This window comes from Marinobacter sp. ANT_B65, assembly GCF_002407605.1.
Taxonomy (GTDB): domain Bacteria; phylum Pseudomonadota; class Gammaproteobacteria; order Pseudomonadales; family Oleiphilaceae; genus Marinobacter.
Map to the genome: position 1 here is coordinate 319,455 of NZ_NXGV01000003.1, position 15,607 is coordinate 335,061.

At 53.8% G+C, this 15,607-nt stretch carries 12 protein-coding genes; 5 read left to right on the forward strand and 7 right to left on the reverse strand.

The window, feature by feature from the left end:
• Window positions 1–88 precede the first annotated feature (88 nt).
• The 6 genes from CPA50_RS14535 to CPA50_RS14560 all read right to left on the reverse strand — a co-directional run bounded on the left by CPA50_RS14535 (window position 89) and on the right by CPA50_RS14560 (window position 11,720).
• A complete protein-coding gene (locus CPA50_RS14535; protein WP_096783253.1) occupies window positions 89–1,132 on the reverse strand; it encodes a proline racemase family protein in 1,044 nt (347 codons plus the stop codon).
• Window positions 1,129–2,274, reverse strand: a complete 1,146-nt coding sequence (locus tag CPA50_RS14540; RefSeq protein ID WP_096783254.1) for a zinc-binding dehydrogenase — start codon at window positions 2,272–2,274, stop codon at window positions 1,129–1,131. Before CPA50_RS14540 ends, CPA50_RS14535 begins: the two co-directional genes overlap by 4 nt.
• A 116-nt stretch (window positions 2,275–2,390) precedes the next feature.
• The gene (locus CPA50_RS14545; RefSeq protein WP_096783255.1) at window positions 2,391–3,503 is read right to left on the reverse strand and encodes an AI-2E family transporter; all 1,113 of its coding nucleotides are present in this window, start codon (window positions 3,501–3,503) and stop codon (window positions 2,391–2,393) included.
• Between the two features lie 200 nt (window positions 3,504–3,703).
• Window positions 3,704–8,965 carry a DNA repair ATPase gene (locus CPA50_RS14550; RefSeq protein WP_096783256.1) on the reverse strand — a complete coding sequence of 1,754 codons (5,262 nt, stop codon included), beginning with the start codon at window positions 8,963–8,965 and terminating at the stop codon, window positions 3,704–3,706.
• A gap of 82 nt (window positions 8,966–9,047) precedes the next feature.
• Window positions 9,048–11,051: a flotillin family protein gene (locus CPA50_RS14555; protein WP_096783257.1), complete on the reverse strand. Its 2,004-nt coding sequence runs from the start codon at window positions 11,049–11,051 to the stop codon at window positions 9,048–9,050.
• Between the two features lie 42 nt (window positions 11,052–11,093).
• Window positions 11,094–11,720, reverse strand: a complete 627-nt coding sequence (locus CPA50_RS14560) for a hypothetical protein (protein WP_096783258.1) — start codon at window positions 11,718–11,720, stop codon at window positions 11,094–11,096.
• Window positions 11,721–11,923: 203 nt separating this feature from the next.
• Between CPA50_RS14560 and CPA50_RS14565 the strand changes: the two genes are divergently transcribed.
• From CPA50_RS14565 to CPA50_RS14585, 5 genes are all read left to right on the forward strand, one after another.
• Window positions 11,924–12,328 carry a YjfI family protein gene (locus CPA50_RS14565; protein ID WP_096783259.1) on the forward strand — a complete coding sequence of 135 codons (405 nt, stop codon included), beginning with the start codon at window positions 11,924–11,926 and terminating at the stop codon, window positions 12,326–12,328.
• Window positions 12,329–12,342: 14 nt separating this feature from the next.
• A complete protein-coding gene (locus CPA50_RS14570; protein WP_096783260.1) occupies window positions 12,343–13,038 on the forward strand; it encodes a PspA/IM30 family protein in 696 nt (231 codons plus the stop codon).
• Between the two features lie 46 nt (window positions 13,039–13,084).
• Window positions 13,085–13,414: a hypothetical protein gene (locus CPA50_RS14575; protein ID WP_096783261.1), complete on the forward strand. Its 330-nt coding sequence runs from the start codon at window positions 13,085–13,087 to the stop codon at window positions 13,412–13,414.
• A 429-nt stretch (window positions 13,415–13,843) separates the two neighbouring features.
• Complete coding sequence (locus CPA50_RS14580; protein ID WP_179397238.1) at window positions 13,844–14,929, forward strand: peptidoglycan-binding domain-containing protein; 1,086 nt, start codon at window positions 13,844–13,846, stop codon at window positions 14,927–14,929.
• 80 nt (window positions 14,930–15,009) lie between these two features.
• Window positions 15,010–15,258, forward strand: a complete 249-nt coding sequence (locus CPA50_RS14585; protein WP_096783263.1) for an RNA recognition motif domain-containing protein — start codon at window positions 15,010–15,012, stop codon at window positions 15,256–15,258.
• 23 nt (window positions 15,259–15,281) lie between these two features.
• Here the strand turns inward: CPA50_RS14585 and CPA50_RS14590 are convergent, their stop codons facing one another.
• Window positions 15,282–15,581 carry a YkgJ family cysteine cluster protein gene (locus tag CPA50_RS14590; protein ID WP_096783264.1) on the reverse strand — a complete coding sequence of 100 codons (300 nt, stop codon included), beginning with the start codon at window positions 15,579–15,581 and terminating at the stop codon, window positions 15,282–15,284.
• Between the last annotated feature and the right edge of the window lie 26 nt (window positions 15,582–15,607).

The window sequence follows — 15,607 nt, forward strand, 5'->3', positions numbered from 1 at the left end:
ACTCCTGCTATTTTTATCATTGAATGCATAGATGAAGATTTATCACAGCTTTCACTTTACGTAAAGGTAAACTTTGGCAAAATGGGACTCATAAAGAAGTGCGATTACTGAGGATATGATGAAGCCCGTCACAGTCCACAAGTGAATCCTCACAATTCACCACAATGTCCGAACGGGCAATAACGTAGCTCTTCCCGGTGATGTTGTTTTTCACAACCTGATAATCACCTTCCTGCTCTGCACCCGAAAACTCTCCAATGAAACCTGTTTCCCGGAGCGACACAGTTTCAAGCCGGTCGCCCGGGCGGATAAGCCCTTCAAAATTCATCAGGGCAAGGCGGGCTGAAGTACCGGTTCCGGTCGTGCTCCGGCAAATCACTCCCGGATGCACATAAGTTGCAGAACGGGAGCGGTAATAATGTTCGGCTATCTGCTCAACAGGCCCCATGAAATGCAGGAATGGCAAAGGGCCGACATCACCAAGCGTATAGTGGGAAAAACCACGCTCCGCCTGAATCGCTTCGACAATAGCGTGGGCAGCGCGTGCCAGATCTCGCTCTTCGTCGAGAGTAAGGCTGAACCCAAGAGATTTTGCTTCTACCAGCGCATAGAACCCGCCGCTGTATGCCACGCTGTAGGTAACGGTGCCAAGAGACGGCACTTCGATTGTCGCTCGATGGGTGTGTATGTAGCTCGGCAGACCCTCGCAGGTAATTGCTTCAACTACTCCGTTTTTAACCAGAGCCTCAATACCGACCAGACCCGCCGGAGATTCCAGGAGGAAGCTCTGCCGACCCTCCTTTTTGGGCACTATCCCTAATTCAAGTACTGCCGTCGCAGTACAGATGGTATTGGAGCCCGAATAAATCGGGTATCCCATGACTTCCATGATGATGTACCCGGCTGCGGCACGGGGATCGGATGGCGGCACCAGCAGGTCCACTGACATTTCCGGGATTCCGTACGGCTCTTCCAGCAACAGCTTTCTCAGGCCGTCTGCATCATCACGCAGGTATTCCATTTGCGCACGCACACTGCCGCCGGGCAGTGATTCGATACCACCGGTCACAATGCGGCTGACATCACCACCTGCGTGGGTGTCCATAAGCTGAATAGTCAATTCCTGCTTCATATACTCTTCTCCAGAGACCAGGAGGCTCCGTGCTTTTCCCATTGAGAATCCGGAACTATGACAATCTTGCCGAGATAATCACTGCCGCGATTCATAAAGTAGCGCTCCGCCTGATGCAGCTGCGAAAGCCGGAAAGCACCGTGAAGCACCGGCCTGAGCTGCCCGCCGCGAATCCACTCCACCAGCTGCTCTGCTTCCTCCCGGGTACCATGTGAGACACCGAATATCTGCACCTGATACAGATAAATCCGCGTCCACAGGATTTCACTGATGTTTCCGCCGCTGGCACCAGCAATGCTAAGGCGCGGGTATGTCTCCCGGGAATTCATATCAAAGATCATGGCGTCAATGAATCTATCGGTCATATCACCACCCACCAGATCCATAACCGCATCAAAGGGCTTGCCGCCAGTCGCTGCCTTAACTCGCTCTACAAAACTGTCCATATCAGAACGATCAAGCACGGTCTCTGCACCCAGCGTCTGGAGAGCTTCGGTTTTATCTGATGTACTCAGTGCGTAAGGGGTAGCGCCCAAAATGCGGCAAAGCTGGATCAACGCAGTGCCCACACCGCCGCTTGCGCCAGTAACGAGAACACGCTCCCCGGCTTTTACACGGGCCGACGTGAGCATATGCATAGCCGTCTGGTATGAGCACATCCCCATCGCCGCCAACTGGGCATCATCCAGCGCCTCACCCGGCACAGCATGAAACTGATCTGCGGGAACAGCAACGAACTCGGCATAACCGCCATCGGCTCCATGGCCATAATAGTCAGGAGTGAGATTGATATCCCTGCGGTCGCTGGCGTAAATATTGAAATCCAGCAGACCTCGCTCCCCCACACGACCACTATCGACACCAGCGCCCACGGCCACAACGCGCCCGACAATGTCAGCGCCCTGAATGCGGGGAAAAATGAGAGTGGGCTGCCCCCCCATCTGAAACGAGGTGGTTTCGCCCTTTTGAGTGGGATACAGCCCTTCCCTGGCCTTTCGGTCAGTATTATTCTTGGCGGTAGCGGTTACCTGGACCAAAACCTCACCGGGCGCCGGAGATGGTGTAGACACCTCTTTATATACAAGCCTGTCAACATCGCCATGACCTGTAAGGAGCATGGCTTTCATGGTGTTCGGGATCATGAGGAAATGAACCTCCCTGACTGCAGAATGTAAACCATCCCATCAGGATAGGAGACATTCACACAAGTGTCAGGGAGCTGTGCCTGAATCAGTTATTCTATCTATTAAAAGCCAGACTAACGGGCAATCACTTTATAGACAGGTCGCAGCCTGGGGATCTGCTTCAGAACAACCTGAATAACGGTCATCAGTGGCACCGCAAGCACTACACCCACAGGTCCCCATAGCCAGCCCCAGAAAAAGATGGAAACAAATATAATGACGGGGTTAATTGCCATGCGAAAACCGTGGATCCAGGGTTCGATAAAGAAACCCACCATTGTAGTCAGGGCAAGATAACCCAATGGCGCAATCGCCATCATCCACAAAGTGTCCAGGCTTACCGCAGAGACAATGGCAAGCAAAAGAATAGTAAGAATAACCCCCAGATAGGGGATAAAACGCGCCAGACCGGCAACCAGCCCCCAGACGGCAGGATCGGGCAACCCGACTGCCCAGGCCATAAGCCCCGTCGCCACCCCCACAGAGGTGTTGCTGATACCCAGAACCCCGAGATACTGAGCAATCTGGTGCTGGGAATCTCTGGTAATCCGAAGCACGGTCCGGCGATGACCTCTCGGTAACTGCCTGACAAAGTTACGCACCAGTCTGTCGCCGCTGACCAGCAGGAAATAGGTAAGTGCCATAGCAAGAGCAAGACCCGCCAGACCATCCCGGACTTTGCTCATTAACTGGGCTCGCCAGGACTCGGTCTGCAGAACAACGGTGGTTGGCTCCTGGCCAGTATCTTCACCACCTCCATCAGAGAGGCCACTGACGGACTCCTCCACTTTCTGGGCGGATTCAGTCACCCTGCTGATCTGACGCTTAAGCTCACTCTCGCCAACCAGCAATCGGGAAATACCCTCCGGAGCTTTGCCTGCCCACTCCATTGCCGGTGTAGCAACCGCCATAGCGACACCCGCGATAGAAACAAGTAGCAACACCACCAGAATCAGCGAACTGACGACTCTGGGAATATGCAGGCCAGAGCACATGCGCGAAGCCAGAGGCGACAACAGCAAGCTAGTCAGCAGCGCCAGCACCATCGGCAGAATTATCTGATGGGCGAGATACAGGGTGTACAGCACTCCCAGAATGAAAAGCCCGTAGATAGGCGTGGAAAGGTCAGCACGTGTTTTCCCGGATTCGGGGCTGCATTGTAAGCTTGGTTTCTGATCGTCATCCATAGAGAGCCCCAGGCCTGGCAGCCAGCAACGCTAAAGAGCGCAGCCAGCGTCATTTGGTATGCCACCGAAAACTCCGACTGGCATGCGATCACACAGTGTACCTTTGGTGAAGGCTGCCCGCATTAAAGGCCGGGGTGAGCCAGAGGCCCCCTATACACAACCTGGCTCAAATGCCGCACTAATTACCCGGTTTATATCTATTACCTGGTGCCCTTCGTCGTTGAATCCAGAGCCACCAGCCTGTCCTGCAACTCTCTGGTAACTTTTAAAACACGGCTCATTTCGCGTTGGGTTTTCAGATCCAGACCCAGCTTGCCATCCATGAGCTTCAACAATGGAACAATGGATTCCTCGAAAATTCGGGTAAAAGCCTTGAGAGCTTCGCCTACCTGAGGGGGACTATCCAGATTTACCGTAACCTCCGGGGACAGCTGTACAGACTGCAGACCCTCAGTCAGACCGGATTTCAGGGAAACGGACAGCTCACCAATAGCTTTATCAAGATCTGGCCCCGAGCCTTTCTGGCTAATCTGGCCAGCAACTAACTGCTGCATCTGCTCAACGATCAGACCGAGCTGGCGAACGACTTTAACGCCGGTTTCTTCATCACCCCCCGCCTGCTGGCGACGGCGGTACTCTTCACAGATAGCCTGCCAACGGGCAGCTTCAGCTTCGGTCAAGGTGCCGCGCATTTGCTTGAGTTTAAGCAGATTCTCTTCCGCGCCCTGAGTCAACAGCTGGGACTCCCCCTGATAGTGATCGTCAATCAGGGCTTCCAGTTCTTTATCAGTCATGACCGGCGACAGCTTTTCCGCAAGCTTGTTCATGTTCCGGTAACTGCCCTGCAACTTGAAGGCAGGCTCAGTACGATAGGCATCAGCCTGGGCACTGGAGGCGATGTACGCCTGATTCACTCTCAGTACGGTTTCCCGCACCCGCATCATCTTCTTCAGCAGGGAAACAACCTCATCCCGTTCGGCGGCACTGTAGTCGTGCTCGAAATCCGAATCCGCCACAGTTCTGCCTGCAGCCAGATCCGCAAATCGATAGAAGTCCGCCATGCCCCGGGTTGCCAGGGGTGCCAACACCCGGTTGGCGCTCAGGCTATTCTCTATGTAGGACAGCTCAAAGGCATGCTCCATACCCGACAGCACATCCCCCAGGTTGTATATGTCCGCCCGGTTTGCCAGCATGTCCGGCACTTTGAATATTTCGCCGCTTTCGGTATAGGGATTACCGGCCATCACCACGCAGAACCGCTTGCCACGCATATCATAAGTACTGGTACGGCCCCGCCATACGCCTTCAATACGCCGGGTGCCGTCGCACAGGGAAATAAATTTCTGCAGGAATTCAGGATGGGTATGCTGGATATCATCCAGATACAGCATCACGTTATTGCCCATTTCCAGAGCAAGGTTGAGCTTGACCAGCTCCGCTTCGGCGGTGGAATGGGGTGCCTTCTCGGGGTCCAGAGAGGTGACATCATGGCCTAAACTCGGGCAGTTGATCTTCATAAAGATCAGGCCCAGGCGGTTGGCCACATACTCCATCAAGGTGGTTTTACCGTAACCAGGCGGCGAGATCATCATCAGCAGGCCGGACTGGTCGGTGCGGCGGTCCTCACCTGCAGTGCCCATCTGTTTCGCCAGATTGTCACCAATGACAGGAAGATAGCTTTCGCTGATCAGTTTGTTGCGCACAAAAGATGACAACGGCCGGGGACGGTATTCTTCAAGACGCAGCTGATCGCGCCACTTTTCCAGGACCTTATGACGGACTTCCTGCAACTGCTGCCAGCCAGGAATGATTTCCTGCCGGTGATAGCGCAGACGTTCATCAAACTCATCCAGCTGCAGACTCAGGGAACGCTCGTTGATGCTGACATGCTGGCCCAGCAAACCTTCAACCTCAAACGCCAGTTCCACACTGCGCACAGTAGTAGAGATCGCTTTTTCAGCATTGAGTACAGCCACAACTTCCGGCAGGTAGTGCAGCAGGTGTTGATGCCCGGTCTTGCCCATCCAGGCTTTCAGCCAATGGCTGGTGATACTCCAGCGCGCAGCGGGCTGATCCGCCACCACACCAAGAGCATTCTGGTACTGGGCAAACTGGTTATCCCGCTTCAGGGCTTCGGTAAAGCCTTCGGCCAGTTCACCGGCATAGCGGGTGATTTCAAAGGCTTCTGCCTCTTCTGCCAATTGCAGAACCAGATACTGGGCTGCGGATTTCAGCAGAGTGCGTTCAGCACTGCCTTTTTCGGTTAACCTGAGCCCCCGAGCCTCAACAAACTCTGACAGCTTTGGCCCCAGCTCCTGCTCGAGAGCGTGCAGCAACTCATTGGACTGCATCATGCGGCTGAGTATGCCGGCGGACAGACAGCGGGAACGCAGCTGCTGTGCAGAAACCTGCCGTTGACTCAACTCTGCCCAGAACAGCATAGCCAGCGCACGGGCACTCGGGCTGAAGCGCAACAACCCGGCATTTTGAATGGCGGGCCAAAGTGTGCTGACAATCAATGCAGCATCGTGATCATGGATGCCTTTTTCATAGCCTTCACGGTAGCGGGGCGAGGCAAAAGTCCGAATATAACCGGTAAGCTCCTCAATATCAGCGATATTTACCGGCAAATCGGGCGTCTTCCGGAATTCCTCAATCACCAGTGCAGCCAGATACTCGGCCCTGCAAACCTTGTCAGACTCAGACGGCTGGCTCATGTTCCAGTAGCCCCGAAGACGATCCAGCTCCGGCTCATCCAGCCGTTCGTAGTACTGGGTGCCGGTCAGGTGCAGCAGTACGTGGTCGTCCCGGGGAATCAGGGTAAGGTCCAGCTCCTGCTGGTTTACGCTGAATTTATGCTTGCCGAGACGAATGACTGCGCCGCCATCTTCAAAGATATCAGCCTTGTCCCGCACACTGCGCAGAGCTGTGTCCTGAGCGGCTTTCAACTGGCCCAGACAGTCATCAGCTTCCATGGCCGCACCCAGTTCCCGCAGCTCTTTTGCCATACTGCGCAGACGTGCCACCATGGCATCGGAGGCAAAGAAAGCGTGCAACTCTTCCGGGCTGGTAAAACGTTCCGTTCGGCGATTGACGTTTTTCAGGATCCGTTCGGCCGCATCCGTCAAAGTCGTCACCCGGCGTTGCTGTTGATCCTGCAACTGCTGGCGCCGGGCCTCGATACTTTCATGTGCATTTTCACGCTGCTCCAGAACTGCAGCAAGAAACTCATCGTACTCGCCAAACTGACTTTCCAGTTCTTGCAGCTGATCAAGCATACGAGTCATCAAGCCATCACATTCCCGGACATCTGAAAGCGCGCTGACACCATTAGCCAGACTTTGTTCGAACAAACGGATTCGGGCGGCAAACTGAGCCCGCGCTTCGGCACTGCCCTGCTCTCTAAGACGGATTTCTGCTTCTGAACGCTGCTGATTGATACTGGCGTATATCCCCGAAATGTTATCGGTGATGGCCGTTTCCTGCGCAGCATCATCACCCGCCATGGAGGCCAGCATGCCCTGAATCATATCCAGACCGGCGGTCAGCTCCCGGTAGCGATCCACAATTTTTCCCAGGGAATCCCGGCTCCCGGCTTCAGCCAGCGCGGCTTGCAATTCTGCCAGGGTATTGCGGTAGCCCTCTAAAGCCTCGGGCGAAGCCAGAAAGCGGAACGTTCGATCCGTAAGCCGCTCTTCAGCCTCCGCCAGTTCTTTTTCCAAGGCGTCTATGCGGTCTTTGTCTGCGTAGCGGCGATCGCTCAGCGTCCGCACCCGACCCCGGTGCTCCCGCAGCCGGGCCAGATAACCCACAAACTGGTCTGGCGCTTTCCAGCTATCCGGCTTCAGATCCCGCATCAAGGCACTCTGAACATCTGCCACTTCACTGATAGCAGCTTCTGTCTGGGCCCGGATGCTCTGAACCTTTTCGTATTCGTCCAGCACCAGTTCGGCGGTATTGCGAATAGTGCTCAGCTGCTCATGCAGACCAGCAACCAGCGCTTCATCCTGCCTCGCGGTAAGCCAGTAAAACTGGTCGAGAACACGGTCTACGGTGCGGATTAGTGCCGTAAAATGTCGTTCACTCGCGCTCCTGGCTTCCACCAGAGTAATCACCGTGTTCAGTTCGGCAATGCCGCGTACCAAATCCGGGTTACCTATACGGGCCAGTTCGGAATCATTGGCAACACTGGCCTCTGCGTGGAAGCTCTCCGAAGTAAACGGTGTTTCCCAAACCTGCAAAGGGTGCACCAGAGCCGGCTCGCTAGCGGCATTAAAAATAACCAGATGACCGTTTTCAAAGAGCGCATATCCATGGCCGACCAACGGCACATCGGCTTGTTTACGGATCAGGTTGTAGCGAAACAGAATGACCTGCCCGGTGAGCTGCTCGAAAAACACATACAGCACATCCTCACCGTTAGGTGAGCGCAATAATCGCTTGAGGCGGAAGTCTCCTTCCGGAATCTGGAAGGTTTTCAGCTCACCGGTGGTGAGGTAGTAGCCGGACGGGAAGATCAGGCCGTGATTATCCGGCAGCGAAACCACGGAACCCGCCATGCTATCAACCCGCTCAATTTTCCTCTGAGTACGGTTGAACAGGTAATAACGCCACAGTTTTTCATTGAAGGGCAGAATCCGGACCAGAAGAATCTCGCCCAGATCCGCGTATTCAAAAGTGGCGTCGTCCAGAGACTGGGAATCCGATTCTACCGGGTCTGCATAAATGCCCTCCCCGGTGGCAGTATTGTTTTCTACCTTGAAGGTAATATTCCCCCGCAGGTTATCCACAAACAGGGTGTCGGCAATGTTCAGGTGCGGAGAACGACCCTGAACCTGCAAATCACGACCAACGCTTTTCCAGGGAAAGCTGAAACGTTCAGGAAAAGCAAGATCCCGCTCCCCCCGATTGTCGATATAGCGGCTAACATCGCCGCCCGGTGTCAGTTCCCAGCGGAAAATCCGCAGGTCATCCAGCTTGTCGCCGATGCGAAACGCCATCAGCAGCATACCTTTGAGGATGACCAACTGAGACAAGGTAGCGGTGTTGTAGTATTGCTGCAGCTCCCGGAAGTCGGTGGCAAACCGGGCGTCCTTCAGGAAGGAGCCCTCAATAGCAGCTTCGGTCATTTCAAAGCCATCGTCACCGTCGTTCAGGTGATACAGGCAAAAGACATCGTCTATTTCCAGGGTTTTACGCAACCCCAGCTGCAGGTTAAAGCCAAACAGAAGCTTATCGCCAAGGCGCACCACATCACGAGCTATGGCATTATTTTCGGTTCTTACCCGGGCGCGCCCAAGCACATTCATGCCGGCACTGCCGAAAATCTCTTCGCGGGCCTGATTCAGCCCGGTCACCTGCTCCCGAAGCTGCCCGCCCTGCTCTTTCAGGCGACGCTGAATGATCTCAAAAGCAGAACCTTCCTGAACAATATTTTCAAGGCCGGTGCGGTCGGTCGACATACCAAATTATCCTGAACTGATGGAAACCTGAACGAAACAGATATCACCAGCACCTATTCAGGCACTGGTGACACCTCCAGCTTTAAGCAGTTTCAGAGGAATTACCGGATTTTTCAGCAGCAACCCGCCCGGCAATACCCGCCAGGGCTGATTGCAGTGATGGCGCTTTGTCCAGCACCCCCTGCACGCTTTTGCCATACCCCATGCCTTGGGCGAACTTTTCGAAGATACCGCCATCACCACCGATCATTTCAAACTTGGCGTCCTTCAATGCCGCAGCCATTACCCGGCCATTTTCCAGAATGCCCGTCTGATGAGCTGCAATCTTGGCCATCACTTCTTTCTCATGAACTTCCAGGTTCATGCGGAATTCTTCAAAGTGACGGGCTTCTTCAGACATGCCATCGTAGGCTTTCAGCTTCTCAACCAGGCCGGATGCCTCAGCCTTGGCCATAGCTTCGCGCGCGTCGGCTTTCGCATGCCCCATGCGTTCCTCACCTTCGGCTTCTGCCAGCACCATAGCCTTGCGGGCATCAGCTTTGGCCAGACCCAACTTCTCTTCACCCATGGCTTCCGTTTCAAGACGCTGTTCAAGCACCCGGACTTCAGCCATCCCGGCGTCTTCATCAGCCTTGGCTGTGGCCGTTTTAACCTCGGCACGGGCCAGACCATCAGCGCGAATGGCAGACGCCTGAGCTTCCCTGACCTGGGCCTCAGCCAACCCGTCAGAGGCAGACATGGCCTGACGACCACGAGCCCGCTTCTCATCGGCAATGGCTTTTTTCTCAGCTGCGTCCAGTTCCGCCTGAGCAGTGACACGAATCTGTTCTGCCTCCAGCTTGGAGCGTTCAAATGCGGCTTCCGCGGCTTTCACATCCATCAGCTTCAGCTCATCGGCGTCGGCCTCAGCCCCCACCACTTTCGTAACCTTCAAGCGCTCAGCTTCGGACCGGTTGCGAACATCCTTGATATTCTCTTCCTCTTCCGCCACGTTGCGCTCAACTGCGATCCGCTGGCTGGTAATTTCAGCAATTTCCTTGCGCTCACCTTCAAGCGCTTTTTCCATACCAATCCGTTCAATTTCAACCGCACGCTCACGGTTTACATCTTCCAGTTCGCGCGCCTGGCGAATTCGCACTTCTTCGATCTGTACTGCCCGTTCACGAGCTTTCATGGCCATTTCAATCTGGCGCTGTTTGTTCTCGTCCGCAATGGCCAGCTCTTCATCAGTTTTGATACGAGCGGCTTCAGCGCGGGCGCGTTCCTGTTCACGTACCTGTTCAGTCTCGGAGGTTTCACGCGCCTGCAGGGTTTCTATTTCACGGCGCTGACGAGCCTCTGCATCTGCCTGACTGCGCTCCAGTTCCAGCGAGGCTTCACGGGCAGACACGTTCTTACGCTGAATCTCCAGTTCTTGATCGCGCTCCAGGCGGTTTGTCTCCACATTGTGGAACGCAGTGATTTCAGTAATCCGCTTGATACCTTCAGAATCCAGAATATTGTTGGGATCCAGAGAGGTTTTGGGTGTCTGTTCCAGGTAATCAATGGCTACATCTTCAAGAACGTAGCCGTTGAGATCCTCGCCAATAGTTTCGATAATGGAGTCACGGAAGTGTTGGCGCTCTTCGAACAGCTGCATAAACTCCAGCTTCTTACCAACGGTTTTTAGCGCCTCACTGAATTTGGCGTTGAAAAGCTCGTTTACCGCATCGCGATCAGAAGCGCGCCCGACCCCTACAGATTTAGCCACCCGAAGTACGTCTTCAGCGGTTTCGTTAACACGCAGGTAGAAGGCAACCGTGATATCAGCACGCAGGTTGTCTTTACAGATCAAGCCTTCCTTGCCGGTGCGGTTCAGTTCCAGGGTGATGACCGAGATCTTCATGGTTTCGGAGCGATGAATAACCGGCAGCACCATGGCGCCAGTGAAGTATACCTTTGGCGTAGGAGACAAATCGTTCACGATCAAAGCCTGCCCCTGATCTACCTTTCGGTAGAACGCCTTGAACAGAGCAAGCACACCCAATATCAGCAATACAAAAACACCAACGGTTGTCAGTATCGGCATCATCCACGACAAGTCCATCCAGAATTCTCCTAAGCTGGTTATAAAGGTATAAGCACTGGGTTATCCGGCAGAATCACCGGAATAAAATTCGGATTCCTGAACTACCCACCAGGCATTTTTTTCCGGAATATGTTCAATAATGACTGCCCGTTGACGGTGAGAGAGTAATGATTGGCTTCGGATCTGAAGTACGAGGTGAGCACCATCAAGAATAGCCTCTCCCCGACCAGTTTCCTCCGTAACCTTCGACGAAATCACAACACAGGATGTGCCGACAATCCGCTTTTGAAGAGGTGGCAGAAAAGCCCGGCGAAACAGGGGCCTGAGCGGCCGGATCACAACTGACGTTGTCAGCACCCCGACCACCAGAGCTGCAAAAATAACAGCGATTCCATATAGCCAATGCAACAAACCGGAAGGGACAAGAGCCCCGCAAACCAGATCAATGAAATAGCTGGCCAGCCAGCCAAACAAAAACAGGAGAGTGAGCACCAACGGCAGGGGTACCCCCTGAAGCCCCAGAGTAACCATCAGGCCACTGAAGTCACCACTCGCATCGATGTCGCCGTCCGCGTCTATATCGCCCATGCCGAGCAGGGAGATCAGCCAATAGACAATGGCCACACACAACAAGACGGAGAAGACCACCGTCGGGAAAGAGAAGGCTACAACGAAAAATGTTTCCATACGCGGCCAGACACCCGTTCAGGTAAACCTGTGAATTGACAGTTTGTGTCAAACGACAGCATCGTTATAACGCATACAAACTATTTCTTGCAAATGTTTAATTGCGAGGTATAGACTCGAATCATTGACATAAAATGTCAAATCTCAGGAGAGGTTCGCCTGAACCGGCTGAACCTGTTCAACGCCACAGGAAGGAGCTATTTGTGGATATACAAACTCTCACCCTGGCATTGGGTGACTCTACTCATGCTGGCCGAACCTTCGACGTCATGCCCATAGCGGGAGAAGAGCCGGTACTTCAGGTTACCGTTTCCGGAGCAGAAGAAACGCCGGTATACGTTACCGTAACCGACACTCAGATTCTGTGCCTTGTGTATCTTTTTGATGAACAGGAACTGAACCCGGAACGACTGGCAGAGCTGCACGAAAACATGCTGCGCATCAGTGTACCCATGCCCCTGAGTTCACTTGGCAAAACCGGTGACCACTATGTGGCGTACGGTGCTCTCAGCCCAACCTCCGGTTCAGCCGAAATCATGCAGGAACTGGTCACACTGGCCGAGAATTCAATCGACCTGTTGCAGACATTTGAAGACTACCTGGCTTAAGTGAGGACTGAAACATGAGATCCGTACTGAATAAAATTCTGACTGCGATGCGCGGTGGTGTTAACGAGCTGGGCGAAGCTGTAGTAGATAGCCAAGGCAACCGTATTCTTGAACAAGAGCTACGGGATTCCGAACAGGAACTGAAACAGGCGAAACAGGAACTGGCCGCACTGATGGCCGAGTCTGCCTCTCTCGCCCGACAGATCCGTTCTGAACAGGATAGCGCCAGTAAACGCGAACAGGATGCCCGCAAGGCCATCGTTGCCGGCCAGGAAGATCTGGCCAGAGAAGTAGCCGAACGCATTGTTGGCCATGAGCGCCGTGCCGCAGAACTGACGCAGACCCGGGAATTGCTGCAACAACGGATTACAGGACTGAAAGAGCGTGTTCAGCGGGCAGAAAAACAACTGGCCGACTACCGCCGTGAACTCCAGGTAGTAAAAACCAACGAGAGAGTGCTTCGCACCACAGCCCAGATTGACACCAGCATCAACAGCCAAAAATCCTCACTGAGCACCGCAAAGGAAACCCTGGAACGTATTCGGGAGCGCCAGGCTCGGGAAGAAGACCGCCAGACCGCCAGCGCCACCCTCGAAAAAGAACTCACCGGCGCAGATCTGGACGAAAAGCTGAAGGCTGCTGGCATCAATGGCGAGCAAGATGCAGTAAACAACGTACTCGCTCGCCTGAAAGACAGCCCCGCACAATAAATCCGGAGCCCCCGCAACATGGGGGCCCAATTTTCAGGTTATTTCCATGACAGGTAAACCGGACTGGTCAAAGGAAGAGAAAGCTGTTCAGGCAGTACAAATGGCCTTCGACCTTTCCAACGATATTCAGCGGGCCTTTCGGGTATCTGCAGCACTGCAGGACATGGCTGCTTCAGACATGGTCCGGAAAGTTCTGCAGCTGCCCTACAAGAAGGGCAGAGCCCGCCCCCGGCTGACCATAACCCTCAAAGATGAGGATTTCGAATTGCTGGCCCGGAAATATGGCCTTGACCCACAAGACCGGGCGACCATTCGCCAGCGTGTTTCAGAGGATTTACAGGCATTTGCCCACAACTACCTGACAGAATCTGACTAACCCATACGGATCACTCATTTCTGCTGGATCCCGAGCAGTTCCGGGAGACACTGCCGCACTCAGCCAACAGTATTGCCATAGCGTTCTTGCAGCGTTGTCCGGCCCGGGGATGCCTGATTTCTGTTAATTATGGTATCTGACCGACTGTACTTCACCTTACTCGGGTATACTTAAAACATATTCAGGCAATCACCCCGTTCTGGCTGCTACAGCACCCATCCGGATAATTACAGCGCCATACAGATGGCAGGTGAGCGCAACCGGGTCGGGTAGTCATACATCTGCAATCCTTCAATCTGCCAGCCAACCTTGAGAGACTCCATGGGTACAAACATTTCATTTATACATAAACCCTATTGGCTGGCTGGCGTATTCATCTCATTGGTTACAAGTGGATGTGCAGTACAAAAGAAACAGCCAGCCTCGTACGTGAAGAATATTTACACTTACGAAATTGCAAAAAATACCGATGCGCCTGCCAACGGAACAGAACCGCTGGAGAGTAGCGACAAGGACCTTTTGCCCGATCCAGAACCTGTCGAAGCTGTTTCCGGAAATGCAGACGAGATAGCCGATACCCAACCTAGTGAACAATCGCCAAGTGCAGGTTCCGGTCTGCCCCCGATGATACCGCCACAGATCAATGCCCAGGAGCTGGATATTCGGCCAGGGCAATGCTGGGTTTATGCACAGATTCACCCTCGCCCGGTTATGGATAGTGTTACCGTCAATGTCCGGGACTCAGAGACCCGACTGGATGTAACTCCAGCCGAGTTCCGCCGGGGTTTCAAACAGGTTGTGACCAGAGAAGGCACCAAGACCTTCCGGGTAATACCCGCTTCATACAGAGAAATCGAAGAACAGGTATTGGTTAAACCCGAAACAACCCGTCTTGTGGTAGAGCCCGCGGTCTACAAGGATTTCCAGGAAGAGGTGATTCTGGAGCAAGCCAGAACCGAACTTGAAGCTTGCAGGACCTCCGGCGCGGCGGCCTATGGAGCTTCATCAGCTGTCTTTGGTTTTTGTGCCAAAGAGATCCCGGCCAGAACCAAAACCGTAACCGTATCAAGGCTGATAACGCCCGAGGTTACCCGCACCGAGGTCATTCCGGCTGAGTACAAAACAGTTTTACGCCGACTGGTTGATACCCCGGCCCAGATAATCCCGGTTGAACTGGATGACGAAATCGATACGCTCGAAATCACTGAACTGGTGGAACCTGCGCAGACAAAAGAGCGCGAAGTGCCGGCAGAAACACTGAATGTAGACATCAAGCGATATGAAGGACGCCCCCACGTCGTGGCACGACAGGCCGTATGCGACCGGGATCTCACGCGGGACATGGTTCAGGAGATGCAAAACAAACTCCTCAATCTGGGCTATAGCCCCGGGAAGCTGGACGGCTTACCCGGCCCCGATACCCTAAATGCCCTCGCTGAATATCAGACAGAAAACGGCCTTGCCTCTGGAGCAATTACTATAGAAACAGCACAACGCTTGGGTATTATAGATTAACCTGATGCCTATCCTCGGGCGGGCTCCGGTTTGACCGGAGCCAGACAAAGCATTAATCATCATTTTTTATATGGTCAATCATGAAACTACTAGTCCGCAACCTCGCACGTACAACAACAGAACAGGAAATCCAGGAGCTATTTGCTGCTCACGGCACGGTCACTGAGTGCACACTGGTTCTGGATAAAGAAACGGGTCTGTCAAAGGGTTTTGGCTTCGTGGAAATGCCAGATCCAAAAGAGGCCAAGATGGCCAAGGCCCGCTTGAACGACGCCCGCATCAGTAAAAACAAAATCCGGGTGAAGTTCGCCCAGGACAAGGAAGAATAACCGGCTTGCGATAAACCGGCACTTTACATTACCGGAGCATCAGGGCCGCGTTCGACTTTACACTCATAGCCGCCCATCTCGAACTCCCGGCAGATCAAGGGTCGCTTTTCATAAATCGAACATGACAGGGTGTTGCGGTCCAGCGCTGCACACCATCCATCGTCTAAACGCGCCATAGTTCGACCGCCCCAATGATCCGTCTCAATAAACCTTTCCGGCACACCTGTCTCCGTGATCAACATCACTTCGAGACGACAGCAGCATGCCTGGCAACTTGTGCAACTGATACTGGGGTCTGGAAGGGTTATCGCATCTATCATCATCGCTGCTACACCCTGTTTGGAACGTG